Annotated in this window: 13 protein-coding genes; 12 read left to right on the top strand and 1 reads right to left on the bottom strand. The window is 39.8% G+C overall.

What is annotated here, in order from left to right:
* The first annotated feature begins 28 nt into the window (after nucleotides 1-28).
* Complete coding sequence (locus tag PKC96_00635) at nucleotides 29-808, top strand: ABC transporter ATP-binding protein (protein ID HML99830.1); 780 nt, start codon at nucleotides 29-31, stop codon at nucleotides 806-808.
* A complete protein-coding gene (locus PKC96_00630; protein ID HML99829.1) occupies nucleotides 801-1925 on the top strand; it encodes an ABC transporter permease in 1125 nt (374 codons plus the stop codon). Before PKC96_00635 ends, PKC96_00630 begins: the two co-directional genes overlap by 8 nt.
* A 110-nt stretch (nucleotides 1926-2035) precedes the next feature.
* On the opposite strand, the gene PKC96_00625 is transcribed toward PKC96_00630, so the two are convergent.
* Entirely contained in the window at nucleotides 2036-2521 is a 486-nt protein-coding gene (locus PKC96_00625; GenBank protein HML99828.1) for an LURP-one-related family protein, read from the bottom strand.
* A 441-nt stretch (nucleotides 2522-2962) separates the two neighbouring features.
* Here PKC96_00625 and PKC96_00620 point away from each other — a divergent pair, with 441 nt between their 5' ends.
* From PKC96_00620 to PKC96_00575, 10 genes are all read left to right on the top strand, one after another.
* Nucleotides 2963-5437 carry an ABC transporter substrate-binding protein gene (locus PKC96_00620; GenBank protein HML99827.1) on the top strand — a complete coding sequence of 825 codons (2475 nt, stop codon included), beginning with the start codon at nucleotides 2963-2965 and terminating at the stop codon, nucleotides 5435-5437.
* Between the two features lie 173 nt (nucleotides 5438-5610).
* Nucleotides 5611-6639: an ABC transporter permease gene (locus tag PKC96_00615; GenBank protein HML99826.1), complete on the top strand. Its 1029-nt coding sequence runs from the start codon at nucleotides 5611-5613 to the stop codon at nucleotides 6637-6639.
* Nucleotides 6639-8591, top strand: coding sequence for an ABC transporter permease (locus tag PKC96_00610; protein ID HML99825.1), 1953 nt, complete (start codon nucleotides 6639-6641; stop codon nucleotides 8589-8591). The genes PKC96_00615 and PKC96_00610 overlap by 1 nt, the downstream gene beginning before the upstream one ends.
* 1 nt (nucleotide 8592) lies before the next feature.
* Nucleotides 8593-10602: an ATP-binding cassette domain-containing protein gene (locus tag PKC96_00605; GenBank protein ID HML99824.1), complete on the top strand. Its 2010-nt coding sequence runs from the start codon at nucleotides 8593-8595 to the stop codon at nucleotides 10600-10602.
* Nucleotides 10599-11837, top strand: coding sequence for an ATP-binding cassette domain-containing protein (locus PKC96_00600; protein HML99823.1), 1239 nt, complete (start codon nucleotides 10599-10601; stop codon nucleotides 11835-11837). The genes PKC96_00605 and PKC96_00600 overlap by 4 nt, the downstream gene beginning before the upstream one ends.
* A 59-nt stretch (nucleotides 11838-11896) precedes the next feature.
* Entirely contained in the window at nucleotides 11897-12304 is a 408-nt protein-coding gene (locus PKC96_00595) for a DUF3899 domain-containing protein (GenBank protein ID HML99822.1), read from the top strand.
* An 85-nt stretch (nucleotides 12305-12389) separates the two neighbouring features.
* Nucleotides 12390-13097 (top strand): tRNA threonylcarbamoyladenosine dehydratase, encoded by a 708-nt coding sequence (locus PKC96_00590; GenBank protein HML99821.1) that lies wholly within the window; start codon nucleotides 12390-12392, stop codon nucleotides 13095-13097.
* The gene (locus PKC96_00585) at nucleotides 13090-13626 is read left to right on the top strand and encodes a GNAT family N-acetyltransferase (protein ID HML99820.1); all 537 of its coding nucleotides are present in this window, start codon (nucleotides 13090-13092) and stop codon (nucleotides 13624-13626) included. The genes PKC96_00590 and PKC96_00585 overlap by 8 nt, the downstream gene beginning before the upstream one ends.
* A 99-nt stretch (nucleotides 13627-13725) precedes the next feature.
* A complete protein-coding gene (locus tag PKC96_00580; protein HML99819.1) occupies nucleotides 13726-14622 on the top strand; it encodes a hypothetical protein in 897 nt (298 codons plus the stop codon).
* A gap of 6 nt (nucleotides 14623-14628) precedes the next feature.
* Nucleotides 14629-15963 (top strand): hypothetical protein, encoded by a 1335-nt coding sequence (locus PKC96_00575; protein ID HML99818.1) that lies wholly within the window; start codon nucleotides 14629-14631, stop codon nucleotides 15961-15963.

Raw genomic sequence — 15963 nt, 5'->3', positions numbered from 1 at the left:
TGATAAAATGAAAAACTAGGAGGTCGCTATGGATTTAATTCTCGAAGTTAAGAACTTAAAAAAGACGTTTATCCTTTCTAGCAAACAGCAGAAAATTGAGCGGATAAAAAGTAAGACAAGGACAGCGGTCAATAATTTATCCTTCAACGCATACAAAGGGGAAATCTATGGGCTTTTAGGCCCTAATGGGGCGGGTAAAACCACGACTTTACGAATTATTTCCACTTTAATTAAACAGGATGAAGGCGATGTTTTTGTGGACGGGTTTTCAGTTAAAAGCGCTCCTGATCAAGTCCGTTCACGGATTGGATTTCTCACGAGCGAACTTAAACTAGATGACTTTTTTACTCCTAATTACCTATTTGATTATTTCTCCGATTTGCAAGGTGTTGATAAGCCAACTTGCGCAAAGCGCAAAGAAAAACTCTTTGCTCAGTTTGGCATCGATAAGTTTAAAGAAGTCAAAGTCAGCGATTTATCAACGGGAATGAAGCAAAAGGTTTCTTTGGTCATTTCCATTGTCCACGATCCTTCAATTATTATTTTTGACGAACCCACCAATGGATTGGATGTTATTACAGCTAAAACGGTTATTGATTTTTTGCTGGACTTAAAGCAGGAAGGAAAAACGATTATTCTTTCGACCCATATATTCTCGTTAGTAGAAAGAATATGTGATCGGGTGGGGATAATTATCGACGGGGCGATGGCTTTAGAAGCGCCAATGAGCCAGTTTAGTGAACCCAATAGTTTAGAAAAAGAATTTTTTGTTTTGTACGATAAAATTAAAGGAGAATCACATGCGTAATCTATGGACAATCATTAAAAAAGAATTAAAGCGATTTTTTACTGATAAACGGATGTTAGTTTCTCTAGTTCTGCCAGGATTAATGATTTTCTTGCTCTATTCTATTATGGGGAGTGTCATAACTAGCAATTTGGGACAGAGCGAAGAGCAAGTCTACTCACTTAAAGTTGATTATGAACCATCTGGATTTGGCGAAGCTTTAGGAGAAATCTATCATTTAGATTATCAAAATGACCTTACGGAGGATGAGGCCCTTGCTAAGGTCACTGACAAAGAACTTGATTTATATGTCATATTTCCAAGCGATTTTATGGATCAATACGCTGCCGGCAACCAGCCCAATGTCGTGATAAATTACAATGGCGCCTCTTCCACCAGCAGCACCATCGCGGAAATATATAGTTCCTTTTTAAGCACCTCACTTCAAGGTTATACAGTTGAAGCGAACAATCACGCCACCGACTTGGATCTTAGTGTTCAAATAATCACCGGGTTAATTCCTTTTCTACTCATTACCTTTCTATATACCGGGGTTATGGCGGTTGCTCCAGAGAGTATCGCCGGAGAAAAAGAACGAGGGACCATTGCCAGTTTATTGATTACTCCGGTCAAACGAAGTACGATTGCTTTAGGAAAAATAATCGCCTTAAGTATAACGGGCCTTGCCAGCGCAACCTCAAGTTTCATTGGGCTAATGATTAGTCTTCCAAAACTTGCCGGCACCGACAGTGGATTTGATCTGTCAATATATGGTGCCGGAACATATCTTTTAGTCTTCTTGGTTATCATTTCGACAGTGCTGGTCTTTACTGTTTTAATATCATTGATTTCGACATATGCAAAGTCAATTAAGGAAGCCAGCAGTTTCGCAATGCCCTTAATGATAATTGTTATGCTTGTCGGAGTTTCCACCATGATGGGAACCGCCTCGGACAACACCGCGCTTTATTTAATACCAGTATACAATTCGACGAATGCTCTATTATCAATCTTTAGTCTGAAAGTTGATTATTTAAATTTAGCAGTGACCATTATTGCCAATCTTTTACTTACAGGTTTTGGAGTTTTTGTTTTAACACGAATGTTTAATTCGGAAAAAATAATGTTTAGAAAGTAGATTGCCAGCCTCTATTTATTCAATTAAGAAATAAAATTATTGATAGATAGAGGCTTTTTTAATGTCACTAAAAGATAAATGACTATAAAAACATTCAGCAATTTGAAAAACTAATCGTTATTTTTACTTTGATCTTCGAGCACACAGTCAATTCCTAAAACAATGCCGATAACAAGAATTTCATAACGTTCATCCTGGATATCAATTTCATAAGTATCTGACCAGGCCAGCCATTTCTTATGAATGCGGGCAATTACTTTTTTATCCAGGATGATTTCATAATCATGAGCGAGAATTTTTCCTTCTACTTGGACATCTAAACCAGTAAAGTAAAATCTCGGCCTTAGCGAGAAGAACCTCCTAGAAATACTTACTTCTTCTTTCCCGGCAATATTTAAAAAATAAGTATTAACGAAAGAAAAAAATTTTCTTTTCAATTCTAAAACAACTTGCCCTTGCAAGTTATAAAGGGTGGTTGTATTTCTAATTGAAAAAAATTTATCTTTCGCCTCGTAGATAACGACTTGGTTTTCGTCATAAACCTTAAATCGATCGTGAACCGGTGAGAAAAATTTTTGCTTAATATATAACTTCATAAAGCTTTTGGCCTTCCTTTTTATTAATAATATACAACGATTCAAAACAATAAATGACAATAAATATGTATATGAATCGACAATGCCCGATTTTAAAAAAGCATTTTCGACTATAGATTTTATTAATATTTATCGGGTGTTTATGAAATCATGAAAGCGTTTCCAAAAGCGCTTACTTTTCAACTGTACTCCTTAAACTTTAAATTTTGACGATTTAAAGTCTCTTTTCATATATTTTTGCGTGTATACGCGCGCACGCGCGATAGCAGTGTCCTAATGATAGGGTCAAAAGACGGAGATTAGAAAAAAAGGCAAAAAAAAGCCGTTTTTTTTGAAAGCGCTTTTACAAAATTATTTTATTGATTTTTTTTGGATTTACTTTTTTCCTATTTATTATTGTTGTATCAATATTTTTGCAATATTGAAAGGAGAAAGGAAAATATGAAAAACAAAAAATTATTTGTTCTTTCACTCTTTGGAGTTTTAGCCCTAACATCATGCGGTGGCGGCGGCGGCTCTACAAGCAGTGGAGGATCAGGTAGCTCAGGCTCGCAAACTAGCGGATCGGAGCTTCGTTTAGCTGGTGGCGAAGAAGGCGATATTATCAACTACTCAGCCAGTAGCTACGCAGAACGCGCTAAGATTTTGGAACAACTCGAAAAGTATACGCTTGATAACTTCCTCGGTGGTATTCCGATGTATGATAGCGCAAGCAACGTTATGTATTCGACACGTTTACAAATTCCAAGCGACACTTACATTCCTAACTATGGTTTCGGTGTTGGTCAAGGTACCATTACTACGGCATTAACCTCGGCTCAAGAACCGGAAACGAAATACGCGATGTATTTCCATAGTTGGCAATCACAAGATCCAGGCAGTTTAAACTACTGGAATGCTAGTGACTCTGTCACCGCTGATTTAAATGCCCTTATTACTTCGGCCTATTACGGAACCGAATTTACGGAAGATAAGAGCAGCTATCAATGGTATGATTCATTGGCAACCGAAAAGCCGATTGCTCTCAATCCAGATGGAAATGGCATGGCTACTAGATGGAGAGTTAAGGTTAAGACGGTTACCGATACTCCAACCCTCGTTTACAACACGCTCTCAACCGCTCCGGATAGAGCTGCCTATGACGGAAGAGGAGTGGTCCTTGCTGACTATTTAACTCCATTCAAGGCAATTCTTGACAATCAACTTTATCGTTCTACCGATTTAGGGTCTTCATCCTCAGGCTTCGTTGGCGCTGCTCAATATAGTGCTGATGTCGCTGCCGGAAAGACTCCAAACTGGAATTCCGTTGGTATTCAACTTAACGAAGCCGAACAATCAATTGATTTTGAGTTTGTTACGAAGAAGACCCAATTCTACGCAATGTATAACTTGTCCTCAAGTTTATTCTCACCGATTCCGCAAGACTTCTTAACCCTTATTGGCGGAGCTGCTAACTTCGGTTTACAATCGGGTGGCGTTAATAACGTGTTATCACTTGGTATGTATACCTTAGAAGAATGGCAAGCCGACAAGCAATTGGCCTTTAAGAAGAACCCGACATTCTTTGAAAAAGATCGGGCTAACTTTGCTGGCTATAAGTACACCATTCTTGGTAGTGCTAACGTCGCCTTTGATGAATTCTTAGCTGGCAAACTTGACTCAGCTGGTATTCCTTCAACCGCGCTTGATCAATACAAATCAGACCCACGTACCCGTCGGACCCTCGGTGATACCGTTTGGAAACTTCAAACCAACACCACGACTGAAGCGGGATGGGAATCATTATTTGGTGAAACAGGATCAGTATATCCTCACTCCGAGGACTCTTACTGGGATGTTAAACCAGTTATGTCCAACAAAGACTTCTTAAACGGCTTATACTTCTCAATCAACCGTTCTGAATTAGCGGCTGAAGAAGGCAAAAACCCAGCTGCGGCATTCTTATCCGATGCTTACATGATTGACCCAGAAGAAGGTATTTCCTTCCGTTCGAGTGATGAAGGTAAAGCTGTTCTTGAAGACCGTTTACCTGAAAGCAATGGTTATGATACCGAAATTGCCAAGGGCTTATTCCAAAGAGCTATGACGACTCTTGAGGGTGAAGGAAAATATACTCCAGGAACCCCAACTTCGCCAACGCCAATTACGCTTGAATTGATTTATCAATCACAAAGCCAAGTTGATACCGAAGGTATTACGATTAAGAAATACTTCGAAGAAACATTTAATGCAGCCTGCCCGAATTATAAGTTAACCATTCATACTTATGCTACTTCTAACTGGATGGATGCTTACTATGCGGCTATGCAAGGCGACTTCGACTTATCGTTTGGTTCAATCAGTGGTAACACCCTTGACCCAATCTCCTTCATGGATACCGTTTGCTCGGATAACCGCTCTGGATTTACCCTTTCTTGGGGACCTGATACCGGTGCCGTCAATATGGATAGCCCAATTGTCTATGATAATCAAATCTTCTCCTATGATGCCTTATTAGGCGCCGCCAATGGTGGTGCGGTTATCAAAAATGGTGAAGCTGCTAATATGTTTAAACTTACAAGCATTGAAGCTGGCGAAGCTGTTGATGGTAAATTCACTGCTACTGGACATGGTACTTACTTCTACAATGAGGAGTTTGTAGACCGTATTCAGGTTGAAATTGACGCCGTCGAAATTTGGTACTACAGTGCACCATTGCCAGAAGGTGTTAGTGAAGATGGATTCGTTTCCCCAGAACTTGGTGTAAACCTAACCATTAATATGAATACTGATGGCACATTTGAAGTTATCGTTACCGATCTTCCACTTGATGCCGGCGGTGCTTACGATATGACCTTGTACTTCACGATTACAGTTGATGGTGTCTCAACAAGCAGCTCAACTTACGTTACGTTCCAAGGACCAGCCGCTGCCTAATTAATTATTGTTGCTAAAAATTATTGGTTAGGGTAGTCGCATAGGCTACTCTAACCATCATGGTGAAAATTTCAGAGGCATTGCCGGCTTACAGCCGGCAATGTTTCTCTGTATTTATATATTCGTATAGATTAAAATAGAAATATACTTTTTAGAAAAAAGGAGAAATTGATATGTGGAAATATATAGTAAAACGTATCTTATTGATGCTCTTAACCACTTTCATTATCCTTTCGTTAACTTTTATTCTCATGAAGATGCTAAAGATGCAAACCGCTCCAGGAACGGCAGAACAGCAAAAAGCGTTTTATGACAATCAAGTTGCGTTAGGCTACATGTATATAGTTACGGATCATACGGTCGCATCTGATGTGACATTAGCGCCTATCGGCGGCGTGGTTTGGCGGTACAACATCTATCCGGTTATGTACCAATATTTTATTTGGATTCGTAATATTGTTACGAAATGGGATTGGGGAACCTCAACAAGAATTGCCTTTAATGATTCAGTTATGACCATTATAGCGCGACGTCTTCCCTATTCGATGAAACTCAATGTTTGGGCAATGGTCTTTTCCATCCCGCTTGGATTTATTCTTGGTATTTGGGCGGCTTTAAAGAAAAATAAACCGGCTGACCACACTATTTCCACGTTAGTTATGGTTTTCATTTCAGTTCCTTCATTTGTAATTATTTCATTTTTGATGAAAATATTGGCGTACGATGCAGGCTGGTTGCCGACTCAGTGGCCATCAGATGGAGCACCGCTTGCTATTAGAATTCAAGGCTACATAATTCCTGTAATGTGCTTGTGTTTTGGCACAGTCGCGGGATTCACTCGGTATACGCGAGCGGAACTTACAGAAGTTATGTCGAGTGAATTTCTTCTTTTGGCACGTACAAAAGGATTAACAAAATCTCAAACAGTAATTCGCCACGCCTTACGGAACTCGTTAGTACCGATTGTTCCGATGATTATTGGAGAATTCATCGGCATTCTTTCTGGATCGATGATTCTCGAACAATTATACGGAATTCCCGGAATAGGCTCATTATTCGTTACAGCTATCACGGTTAAGGACTATAACGTTATTATGGTCGATATGGCCGTTTACACAATGATTGGGCTTGTTGCCATTTTATTGGTTGATCTCAGTTATGGCATTGTTGACCCAAGAATCAGAATGGGGGCCCGCAAATAATGGAAAATGAAAAAAAGAAAAACCCTAATATTGAAACGGGGAACGATGGCATTGAAGCCGGCGATTTTCGTTTTGTCCAAAAGGATAAAGCGATTCACGATGTTAAGTTTCAAACAAAGCCCACAACCTTTTTAAAGGATGCAATTACTCGTTTTGTTAAGAATAAATCGTCAGTGGTGGCGGGTATTATTCTTTCGGTTATTGTTTTGATGGCAATTTTTGTTCCGATTTTGAATACTTCAGATATCGAAAGTTCCAAAAAACCCGAAGCTTTATTAAGCCCAAGGTGGTATGGATTTGAAAATTCGTCTATTTTAAATGGAACCAGAAAATACTCTGGCGTCGTTGTCGATACCATCACCGATCCGGAAAATCCGACACCAGCCGGATATAAGAGTGAAGCGGTTAGAAGTATGTCTACTTATGAAGACTACATCAGCAGTCCTTCACAATACGGATGGGGAGGAATGGTTGCTTTACGGGCGGACACGCGCGATAAAAATGTGGCTATTGCTTCACCGGCTTTCTACGTTTACCCGGATGAAGATTACACTTTTACCTTCAACTTTAGCGAAGAGGAAAATGCGGCTTTAGAAGTAAGCGCCAACTACATGATTTCTCTTTGGGTGAGTTATGACAATAACGGCAGTTATACCCAATTATTGTTAAAACCTTACTCCTCTGATTTTGGAGCGATTACGATTGATAATGTAAGCCAAGTCATTGAAGAAAATAGACCGTTGGCCAATGTTGAAACCTTCTTTAATGTGAAGTTATTATTGACTTTAAAGACAGCGACATCAGGTACCTATCCGACTTTGCTCATTAATTCTATTTCTGGGGTTAATGATAATGATGAAACCGATGATTTCTTTGATAATATTGGTTTTGTCGATGGCAATAGTTACATGCTTCGAGAAGTGACCGGAAGTTCACTGGCGGCTTATAAATGGGGAATTGCCTCTGGATATAGCGGCTCGAAGAGTCTATACAAAGGATTAATCTTAAAGGCTAACTTCGTTTATGACCAATATTTGGCCGTATATGGCGAGCAGAGCGACTTCCAAGTAGGAAAATCGGAAGTTGATGTCTATATTTCTAAGGGCTGGATGAGTTATGACTACGATATTGGACCGTCTTCCTTTGTTCGATTAAGCGAGCATTGCCCGATTATCGAAGTAACATCCCAAAAAACCAGCACGGCGCAGGGAATTACTTCCATTTACGTTATTGGAAAAGTTTCAATGTATCGTTATTATGGTTATTCTTCCATGCCCCACTTTCTTTTTGGAACAGATATTTCTGGACATGATTTCTTTAAGCGGGTTTTTTCCGGCTTGAGAACTTCGTTGATGCTGGGCGTATTGGCAACGGTCATCAATGTTACCGTCGGTATTATTTGGGGTGCTATTTCGGCTTACTATGGCGGTTGGACAGATTTAATTATGGAGCGTCTTACCGATATCTTAGGCGGAGTTCCGTGGATTGTCGTTATGACTTTGGCAATCTTGCATTTTGGCAACAACATGTGGACCTTCCTTATGGCCATATGTTTGACCGGCTGGATTGGAACAGCCAGTGTCACCCGTTCCCAGTTCTATCGTTATAAGCGTAGAGAATATGTCTTGGCATCGAGAACATTAGGTGCCAGCGATGGTCGATTAATCTTCCGGCATATCTTACCTAATGCGGTAGGAGTTATCGTCACATCATCGGTCTTAATGATTCCTTCAATTATCTTCTCTGAAGCTACAATCGCTTACTTACAACTTGGTTTACAAGGGGTGCCGAGTTTAGGTGTGGCCCTTAGTGAGGCCCAGAATTATTTAAAAGATTCGTCTTATATGACAATTTCTGCGTCTATTGTGGTTTCAATATTAATGATCTGTTTTAACCTATTTGGCAACGGTCTCCGTGATGCCTTTAACCCATCATTGAAGGGAGTTGATTAATATGGCGACAATAAAAAAAGTTCCTGAGCAGGAAGTTGTTATCAGCGTTCGCGACTTGAAGATTTCTTTCTTTACAGACAATGGGCGTGTTCACGCCGTCCGGGGAGTGAGTTTTGATTTATACAAAGGAGAGATTCTTTGTATCGTTGGGGAGTCGGGATCGGGTAAATCGGTGTCGGCCAAGACGATTATGGGAATCCTACCCGGTAATGCCCGGATTGATTCGGGAAGCATTATGTTTGAAGGTGAAGATTTGACGCAAGTATCGGAAGAAGAATTCCACCGGATTCGGGGTAATAAGATTGGAATGATCTTCCAGGATCCGCTCTCTTCTTTAAACCCAATTATGAAAGTGGGCAAGCAAATCACCGAAGCGGTCATTATTAACAGTGACAAAATGAAGCAGAAGTTTGACGACATTATTGCGCCTACAAATATCAAGTATAAAAACGATCAAGCGAAGATTTTCCATAAGGTCGATGGTATCCAAACGGCGATTGCTCTTAGAAAGAAAGAAACCAAGGAAGCCATCGCAAGTGTAAAAGCCATTTCGAAACGCAATCAAGTCAAAAAGTTGAAAGCGGATTTACGGGAAGAAGAAATCAAGATTAACCGTGAAGTAACGACTTTGCTAAAAAAGTTGGACTTGGCCATTCAAGAAGAGAAAAAGAAAATTAGCTTGGCTCAAGCAGAGATTGAAACGAAGATTGCTTTTAAAAACAATGAATTTAAGGAAGCAATAAATGCTGTTAAAGCCGATAAATTACTTAATGAAGAAGAAAAGGCGACGAAAGTCAAATCGCTTACGGCCGTTTTTGAAAAAGAAAAAATTCAAGCCGAGAACGATATCGCTAATTTAAAAACAAAATTAATCCCATTAATTCAAGATCGGGACGAAAAAGTGGAAGCGGCGAAGAAAGCCGCCCTGGAAAAGATCACCCTTAAGCGCGATGAAAAAAATAAAGAAATCGCTGCTGTTTTGGCGGATGATTCAATTTCAGTTGCTGTTTTAAAAGAAAAAATTCGCGAGTTAAAATTAACTTTAAGAGATGATAAAGCGAAGGCAAAACGCGAAATTGCCGATTATAAGGCAGAGATGAAGCCGATTATTCGCGAAGATAAGGCAAAATTAAAAGTCGTCAAGAAAGAGGCCAAAGCGGAAGTTAAGGCCTACAAAGCTGATTTAGTCAAAAAACGGGATGAAAAGATTGCCTCTTTGGGCGAACGCTTGAAATCCGCCAAGACCAATGGCACTAAAGCGGAAGTTAAGAAGATTGAAGAAGAAATTGCTAAAGTGAAATCCGAATACGTAGACTCAATTAAAATTACGCGTTCAGAAGCTAAAAAAATGGCAATTAAAGTTATGACCGAAGTGGGTATTCCCAATGCGGAAAGACGTTATAAGCAATATCCATTTGAATTTTCCGGTGGTATGAGGCAAAGAATTGTTATTGCCATCGCCTTGACGCAAAATCCAGACATTCTTATTCTCGATGAACCAACCACGGCACTTGACGTTACTATTCAAGCTCAAATTTTGGAGTTGGTTAACAACTTGAAACGCAATCGTAATTTATCGGCAATCTTTATTACCCATGACTTAGGTGTTGTGGCCAATATGGCTGACCGTGTAGCGGTTATGTATGCAGGTAAAATTGTTGAGTACGGATTAGTTAATGAAATTTTTTATGATCCACGGCACCCATATACGTGGGCGCTACTATCATCAATTCCGGATATCGATAGTAAAGAGCGGCTTGAAGCCATTCCGGGTACGCCACCCAATATGATTTATCCGCCTGTTGGAGATGCTTTTGCTTTGAGAAGTCATTACGCAATGGCGGTCGATTTCAAAAAAGAGCCCCCACTTTTTAAAGTGTCGGACACTCATTTTGCGGCGACTTGGCTTCTTGATCCGCGGGCACCCAAAGCACAAATGCCAAAAATTGTTAGCGAACGGATTCGTATTTCGCTCGCTCGGGCCAAGAAAGAGGAGGCGAAAGTCAAATGAGAACAGTTAGTTTTAAGCAAGAATTAGTCGATAAAGACATTGTCCTCTCCGTTCGTCATCTTAAACAGTTCTTCACTGTGGGCAGCGGCGCGAGTAAGTTTCGGACAAAAGCCGTTCATGACGTGTCGTTTGATATAAAAAAAGGCGAGGTTTTCGGACTTGTTGGTGAATCCGGCTGTGGTAAAACCACCACCGGACGCTCCATTATTCGCCTATATGACATCACTAGCGGCTCGGTCTACTTTAAGGGCTACCGGATTACGGGTGGAACCCGGTGGAACGAAAAAGAAATTAAATGGACCAAAATTCGCGGTAAAAAGCAAATTGCCGAATTAAAACAGCAAATGCGCGACGAAATTAATGATTCAAAGACCGAAAACGAAGAATATAACGAACCGTTAATTGCGAGTATTAAGGCCCGTTACAATGAAAAAATTAATGCTATTAGAACCCATATTAATGAAGTTAGAGTGCAAGAAAAAGAAAATATTGCGCAGATAAAATATGACAACCGGCATGTTGATCCTCAATTAATGAGCAAGATTCAGATGATTTTCCAAGATCCTACTGACTCGCTTGATCCGCGGATGACGGTTGAGGATATTATTCAAGAAGGTTTGCACATTCAAGGAATGCACGATCGAGCTGCTAACAGCAATCGAGTCGTAGAAGTTCTAGAAAAGGTTGGTTTGATTGCTGATTATGCCTCCCGTTACCCCCATGAATTCTCTGGCGGTCAACGGCAAAGAATCGGTATTGCTCGGGCCATTATTATGAACCCCGAATTTCTTATCTGTGATGAACCAATCAGCGCGTTGGACGTTTCGATTCGAGCCCAAGTCATTAACCTTCTCAATGATTTAAAAGATGAGATGGGTTTAACTATGATGTTTATCGCTCACGATTTGTCGGTGGTTAAATACTTCTGTGATCGCATCGCGGTTATGTATTTTGGGGAACTTGTAGAGATGACTACGAGCGAAGAATTGTTTAGGCATCCCCTTCATCCGTATACGAAAGCCTTGCTATCGGCGATTCCTAAGCCAGATCCATTAAGCGAGAAAAAACGGAAGCGGATTATTTATAACCCACTCACGGATCACGACTACAGTAAAGAGAAGCCGGAACTTCAGGAAATTATTCCCGGACACTTTGTTTTAGCCAATAATGCTGAAATTGAAAAGTATAAAAAAGAGATGGCTGCGGCCGATGCTGAGGTCGCTGTAGCGGAATAAAAAAACAGGCATCTGGTTAAATACTGGATGCCTTTAATTACTATTGAGGTAAATATTATATGTCAAAAAAAGATGTTACGGAATCAAAGAAACTGATTCTATGGATTATTGCCACCCTTATCATCGGAGTGTTTTTTGCTCTAATATATTTTTTAAGAGCGGACTTTAGTTATCGTGGATTAAGCGATGCTTTTTTCATTCCGGGAGTGACAATGCTAGGAGGAGTAATTCTTCTTTTAGTCGGTCGTTCCGGTTTTTTTGACAATGTGTCTTACTTCTTTGTTCGTCTGCGTGATTTTAGTCATCGCAAGGGAACCAAGTCTTTTGAGGACGCTTATGAGTATCGCGAATATAAACATTCGCGGCGGGATAGCGAACGACCTTACCTTTTGCCATTTTTAATTTATGGCGGTACCTTTGTCGTTGTCGGCATTGTATTCTTGGTATTAATGCTCGCTCAAAAATGAAATTGCGTCCTGATTTATGGTTTTGATAAATCGGGACTTTTTTCATTTTATCACTTCTAATATAATTATCATTGGTAGGAATAATATGAATAACAAACAGCCGTTAAAACGTTTCGCTCGCATTATCGGCGATGATAAAATAGATATTTTAGCCAATAAAACCGTGGCGGTTTTTGGTCTAGGTGGGGTTGGTGGAAGTGCCTGCCAAGCGCTTGCACGGGCGGGTATTGGCACAATTTATGCCTATGATCACGATGTGGTAGATATAAGCAATATCAATCGTCAGGCGGTGGCTTTCTTTTCAACAATTAATAAAAGTAAGGTTGAAGTAATGAAACAGCAGGTTAATGATATTAATCCGGAAATCATTTTCCGGGGTTACGATGTTTTTGTCAATCAGGACAATATCGGCGAAATACCCTTTTCATCATTCGATTATGTGATTGATGCGATTGACAGTGTCGGAGCTAAGGTGGCATTAATTGAGCGAGTCAAGCACTTAAACATTCCCATTGTTTCCTCTTTAGGCGCGGGGAATAGAATGGATCCGACAAAATTAACAGTGATGGATATATATCAAACTAAACTTGATCCTCTAGCCAAAGTAATGCGTCACGAATTAAGAAAAAAAGGCATTGTGTCTTTAGATGTGGGTGTTAGTTTAGAAACCCCCATTGAAATTAAAGATGCCGAAAATAAGCGGACTCCGGGCAGCTCCCCGTTTGTGCCCAATGCCATGGGGCTAGTTCTTGCCGCTTACGCGGTGCGGGTAATTCTTTCTCAATATGATTGATCTAAAAGAACCGATAATTGATACTGATCGTTTGCTGCTCCGGCCCTTTCAAGAGGGGGACGCCCTTTTCTTCTACATAAATATTGCAAGTGATTATCGGGTGACAAAATATTTACTTTGGCCACCAACGCAGAATATGGAAGAAATGGAATTAATGCTCGAACAATGGATTAAAGATTCACAAGAATCTTTTTCTTATCGATTCGCTTTACTGGAAAAAAACAGTTTTGAAGTTATCGGAATGATTAACATTGTTGAAATTGATTATCAAACGGAAACGATGGAAATTGGTTATATGCTGGCGCATCGCAAATGGAATAAAGGATATATGCGAGAAGGATTAGAAGCAGTGATGAATTTTTTATTCCAAAAAGTCAAAGTAAAGGGAATTAAGGCAAGTGTTTTTGTTAATAACATATCTTCGCTGCGCTTATTAAAGAACCTCGGTTTTCAAATTGTTGACCAGGATACCTATGATATTCAAGGCCATGATGAACAGATATATCACTTATTTTTGAAGGCTCAATAAACCGCAATTTATTTATCTTAGTGTTTATATTATAATAAAACTAACACTATGAGCGATTTTAGAAGTAAGTGGCGATATATAGGCGCCTTTCTTAGAAGTATGCCAGCGGTTATTCTCTACCGCTTATTTCGAATTAAACCGCATTATGATCGCCTAGGAAATATTCGTCATATTACCTTTAGTGAAAGTGATGAAGTTATTAAAAACGCAATTCAAGGAAGCCAACCATTCGCCGCCATCCGCTTTGGTGGCACGGAACTGAGCGCTATCAACAATTATGAAAAAATTCGTTTGGGCTTTAAACGCGGATATAAACGCAAAGTCAAAAGGAGTATGAAAATCAATGGCGGCTTTTTTCCAACAACAAAAGAGCAACTGAATTATTATGGTAAATATTTACAAGAGCATCTTTCTGAAGCCGATATTCTCGGTATCAGCGGACTGCATATGGAAAGTTATTATCATCGTAATTTTACACCGGCCGCCACCCCAATTCAAAACTGGGCACTTGACCCCCTATTGGGAAGTTGGAGTCCCCTTCTTAAAGGGAAAAAAGTTTTAGTTATTTCTCCTTTTGCCGATCAAATTGAGAGCCAATATAGACGACGTCTTAAACTCTTCCCCAAGGACAGCAACCTATTGCCCGAGATGAAATTAATGACAATAAAAATGGTAATGAGCAATGGAAGTTCGCACCCTAAGGACTATGGAAGCTGGTTTGAAGTTCTCGATAAGATGAAACTTGAAATATTAAAAAAAGACTTTGATATTGCGCTGGTGGGCGCGGGAACCTATGGGACCCCGCTATGTCTTTTTATTAAAGAGTTGGGCAAAAAGGCAATTCAATCGGGTGGAGCGACACAGTTGCTGTTTGGAATTATCGGGAAGCGTTGGGAAAATCGGTCACCGATAAAAGATTATCGCAATCAGTATTGGGTGCGGCCGGACCCAAAACCAGAGGGATATGAAAAAATTGAGAAAGGATGCTATTGGTAAATCGTTATGGATGAAACGAAAACAGCAAAAAAAGAAACCAATTCAAGTTCTTTATTTGGCTTCTTTCTGATTGAAATTGTTTTCTTTTTAGGACTTAACCTTGATTATAACGGAACTTTTATTCGCCTGTTGGGAATATTTGTTCTTGCTTATGGTCTTTTCTTAGCAATTAATGGCCATCTTGTTTCATGGAAGCAAGAAAAGAAAATATATTTAATGGCGGGTGAATTGGTTTTGCTTATATTTGGGATTGGGATGGCGTCGTCGTTGATGTTTTCTTCCTCGGGATTTATAAACGTAATCAGTTTATCGCTTGGCTTTGTAAGTTTTTTCCTTTTGGGACGTTTATTTCGCATTTTTAGTGACTTTTCATTTACACATATTATTTTGGCTTTTGCCCTTGGAATGACGCTTCTTCTACTAATTTCTCTAGCGACGACATTCATTCGTTATGGCTTTTTATACCGCCTGATTTATAGCGGGAAAGTGGTTTATTTTGATGGAGCTCCCATTCATCTTGATCGGGAGGCAACCTGGCTTTATGGGTTTAACCTTTATGAGACTTCGATGGATGGAGTGGGTATGTTTATTGTCCCCTTTGCTTCTTTGTCGATTCCAAGCCTTTTTTACGCTCTTGAAACGGCAAAGATAAAGAAGAAATGGTTTCTTTTTGTTATACCATTTGCTTTCTTGCTACCCCTGCTAGTTTTCCCCTACATTCAGGGCCTGATATATTTACTGCCCCTTATCATCATACTTATTATGCTTGAATTGACGCGGCTTTATCCCCGAGTTATGAAAATTGTGTGGATAACCCTGGCGGCAATTGCTTTTTGTGGCCTTGCGGCAGCTGTTTTTTGGGCTAACGATGCTGCGTGGGCCATCAAACTAATCGACAGCAATTCCCTAATACATTCGCTTTTTTCACACCCCTATATTGCTCGCTATAAAGAAGCAATTGCCGATACTTTTAAATATCCGTTTGGCACGCTTAATTTCTTCAGTGATGGGCGTACCTACTCAACGCAGAATATCTTGCTTGACACTCTTCGCCAGGCGGGAATAATTCCCTTTTTTGCGCTTGTGACTTTATTAGTTATGATGATTAAAGAGAGCATTCGTACTTATTTTGGCGCGCATAATGCAATCATGAAGTTTACGTATATATCATTACTGCTTTCATTTATCACCTACGCTTTAATTAACTATCCGTTTGTTCCTTTAATGGATGCGAGCAATCAAATATCTTTTCCGTTGGCCAATAACGGCATCTGGCTATTTCTCATATTGTTATTTGGTTATTGCCTAGATCATACTCAAAAAAGCAAGGGGGTAATTTAA

Source organism: Bacilli bacterium, assembly GCA_035326105.1.
Lineage (GTDB): Bacteria > Bacillota_I > Bacilli_A > RFN20 > CAG-826 > UBA7706.
This window is presented reverse-complemented; position numbering and strand designations above follow the sequence as displayed.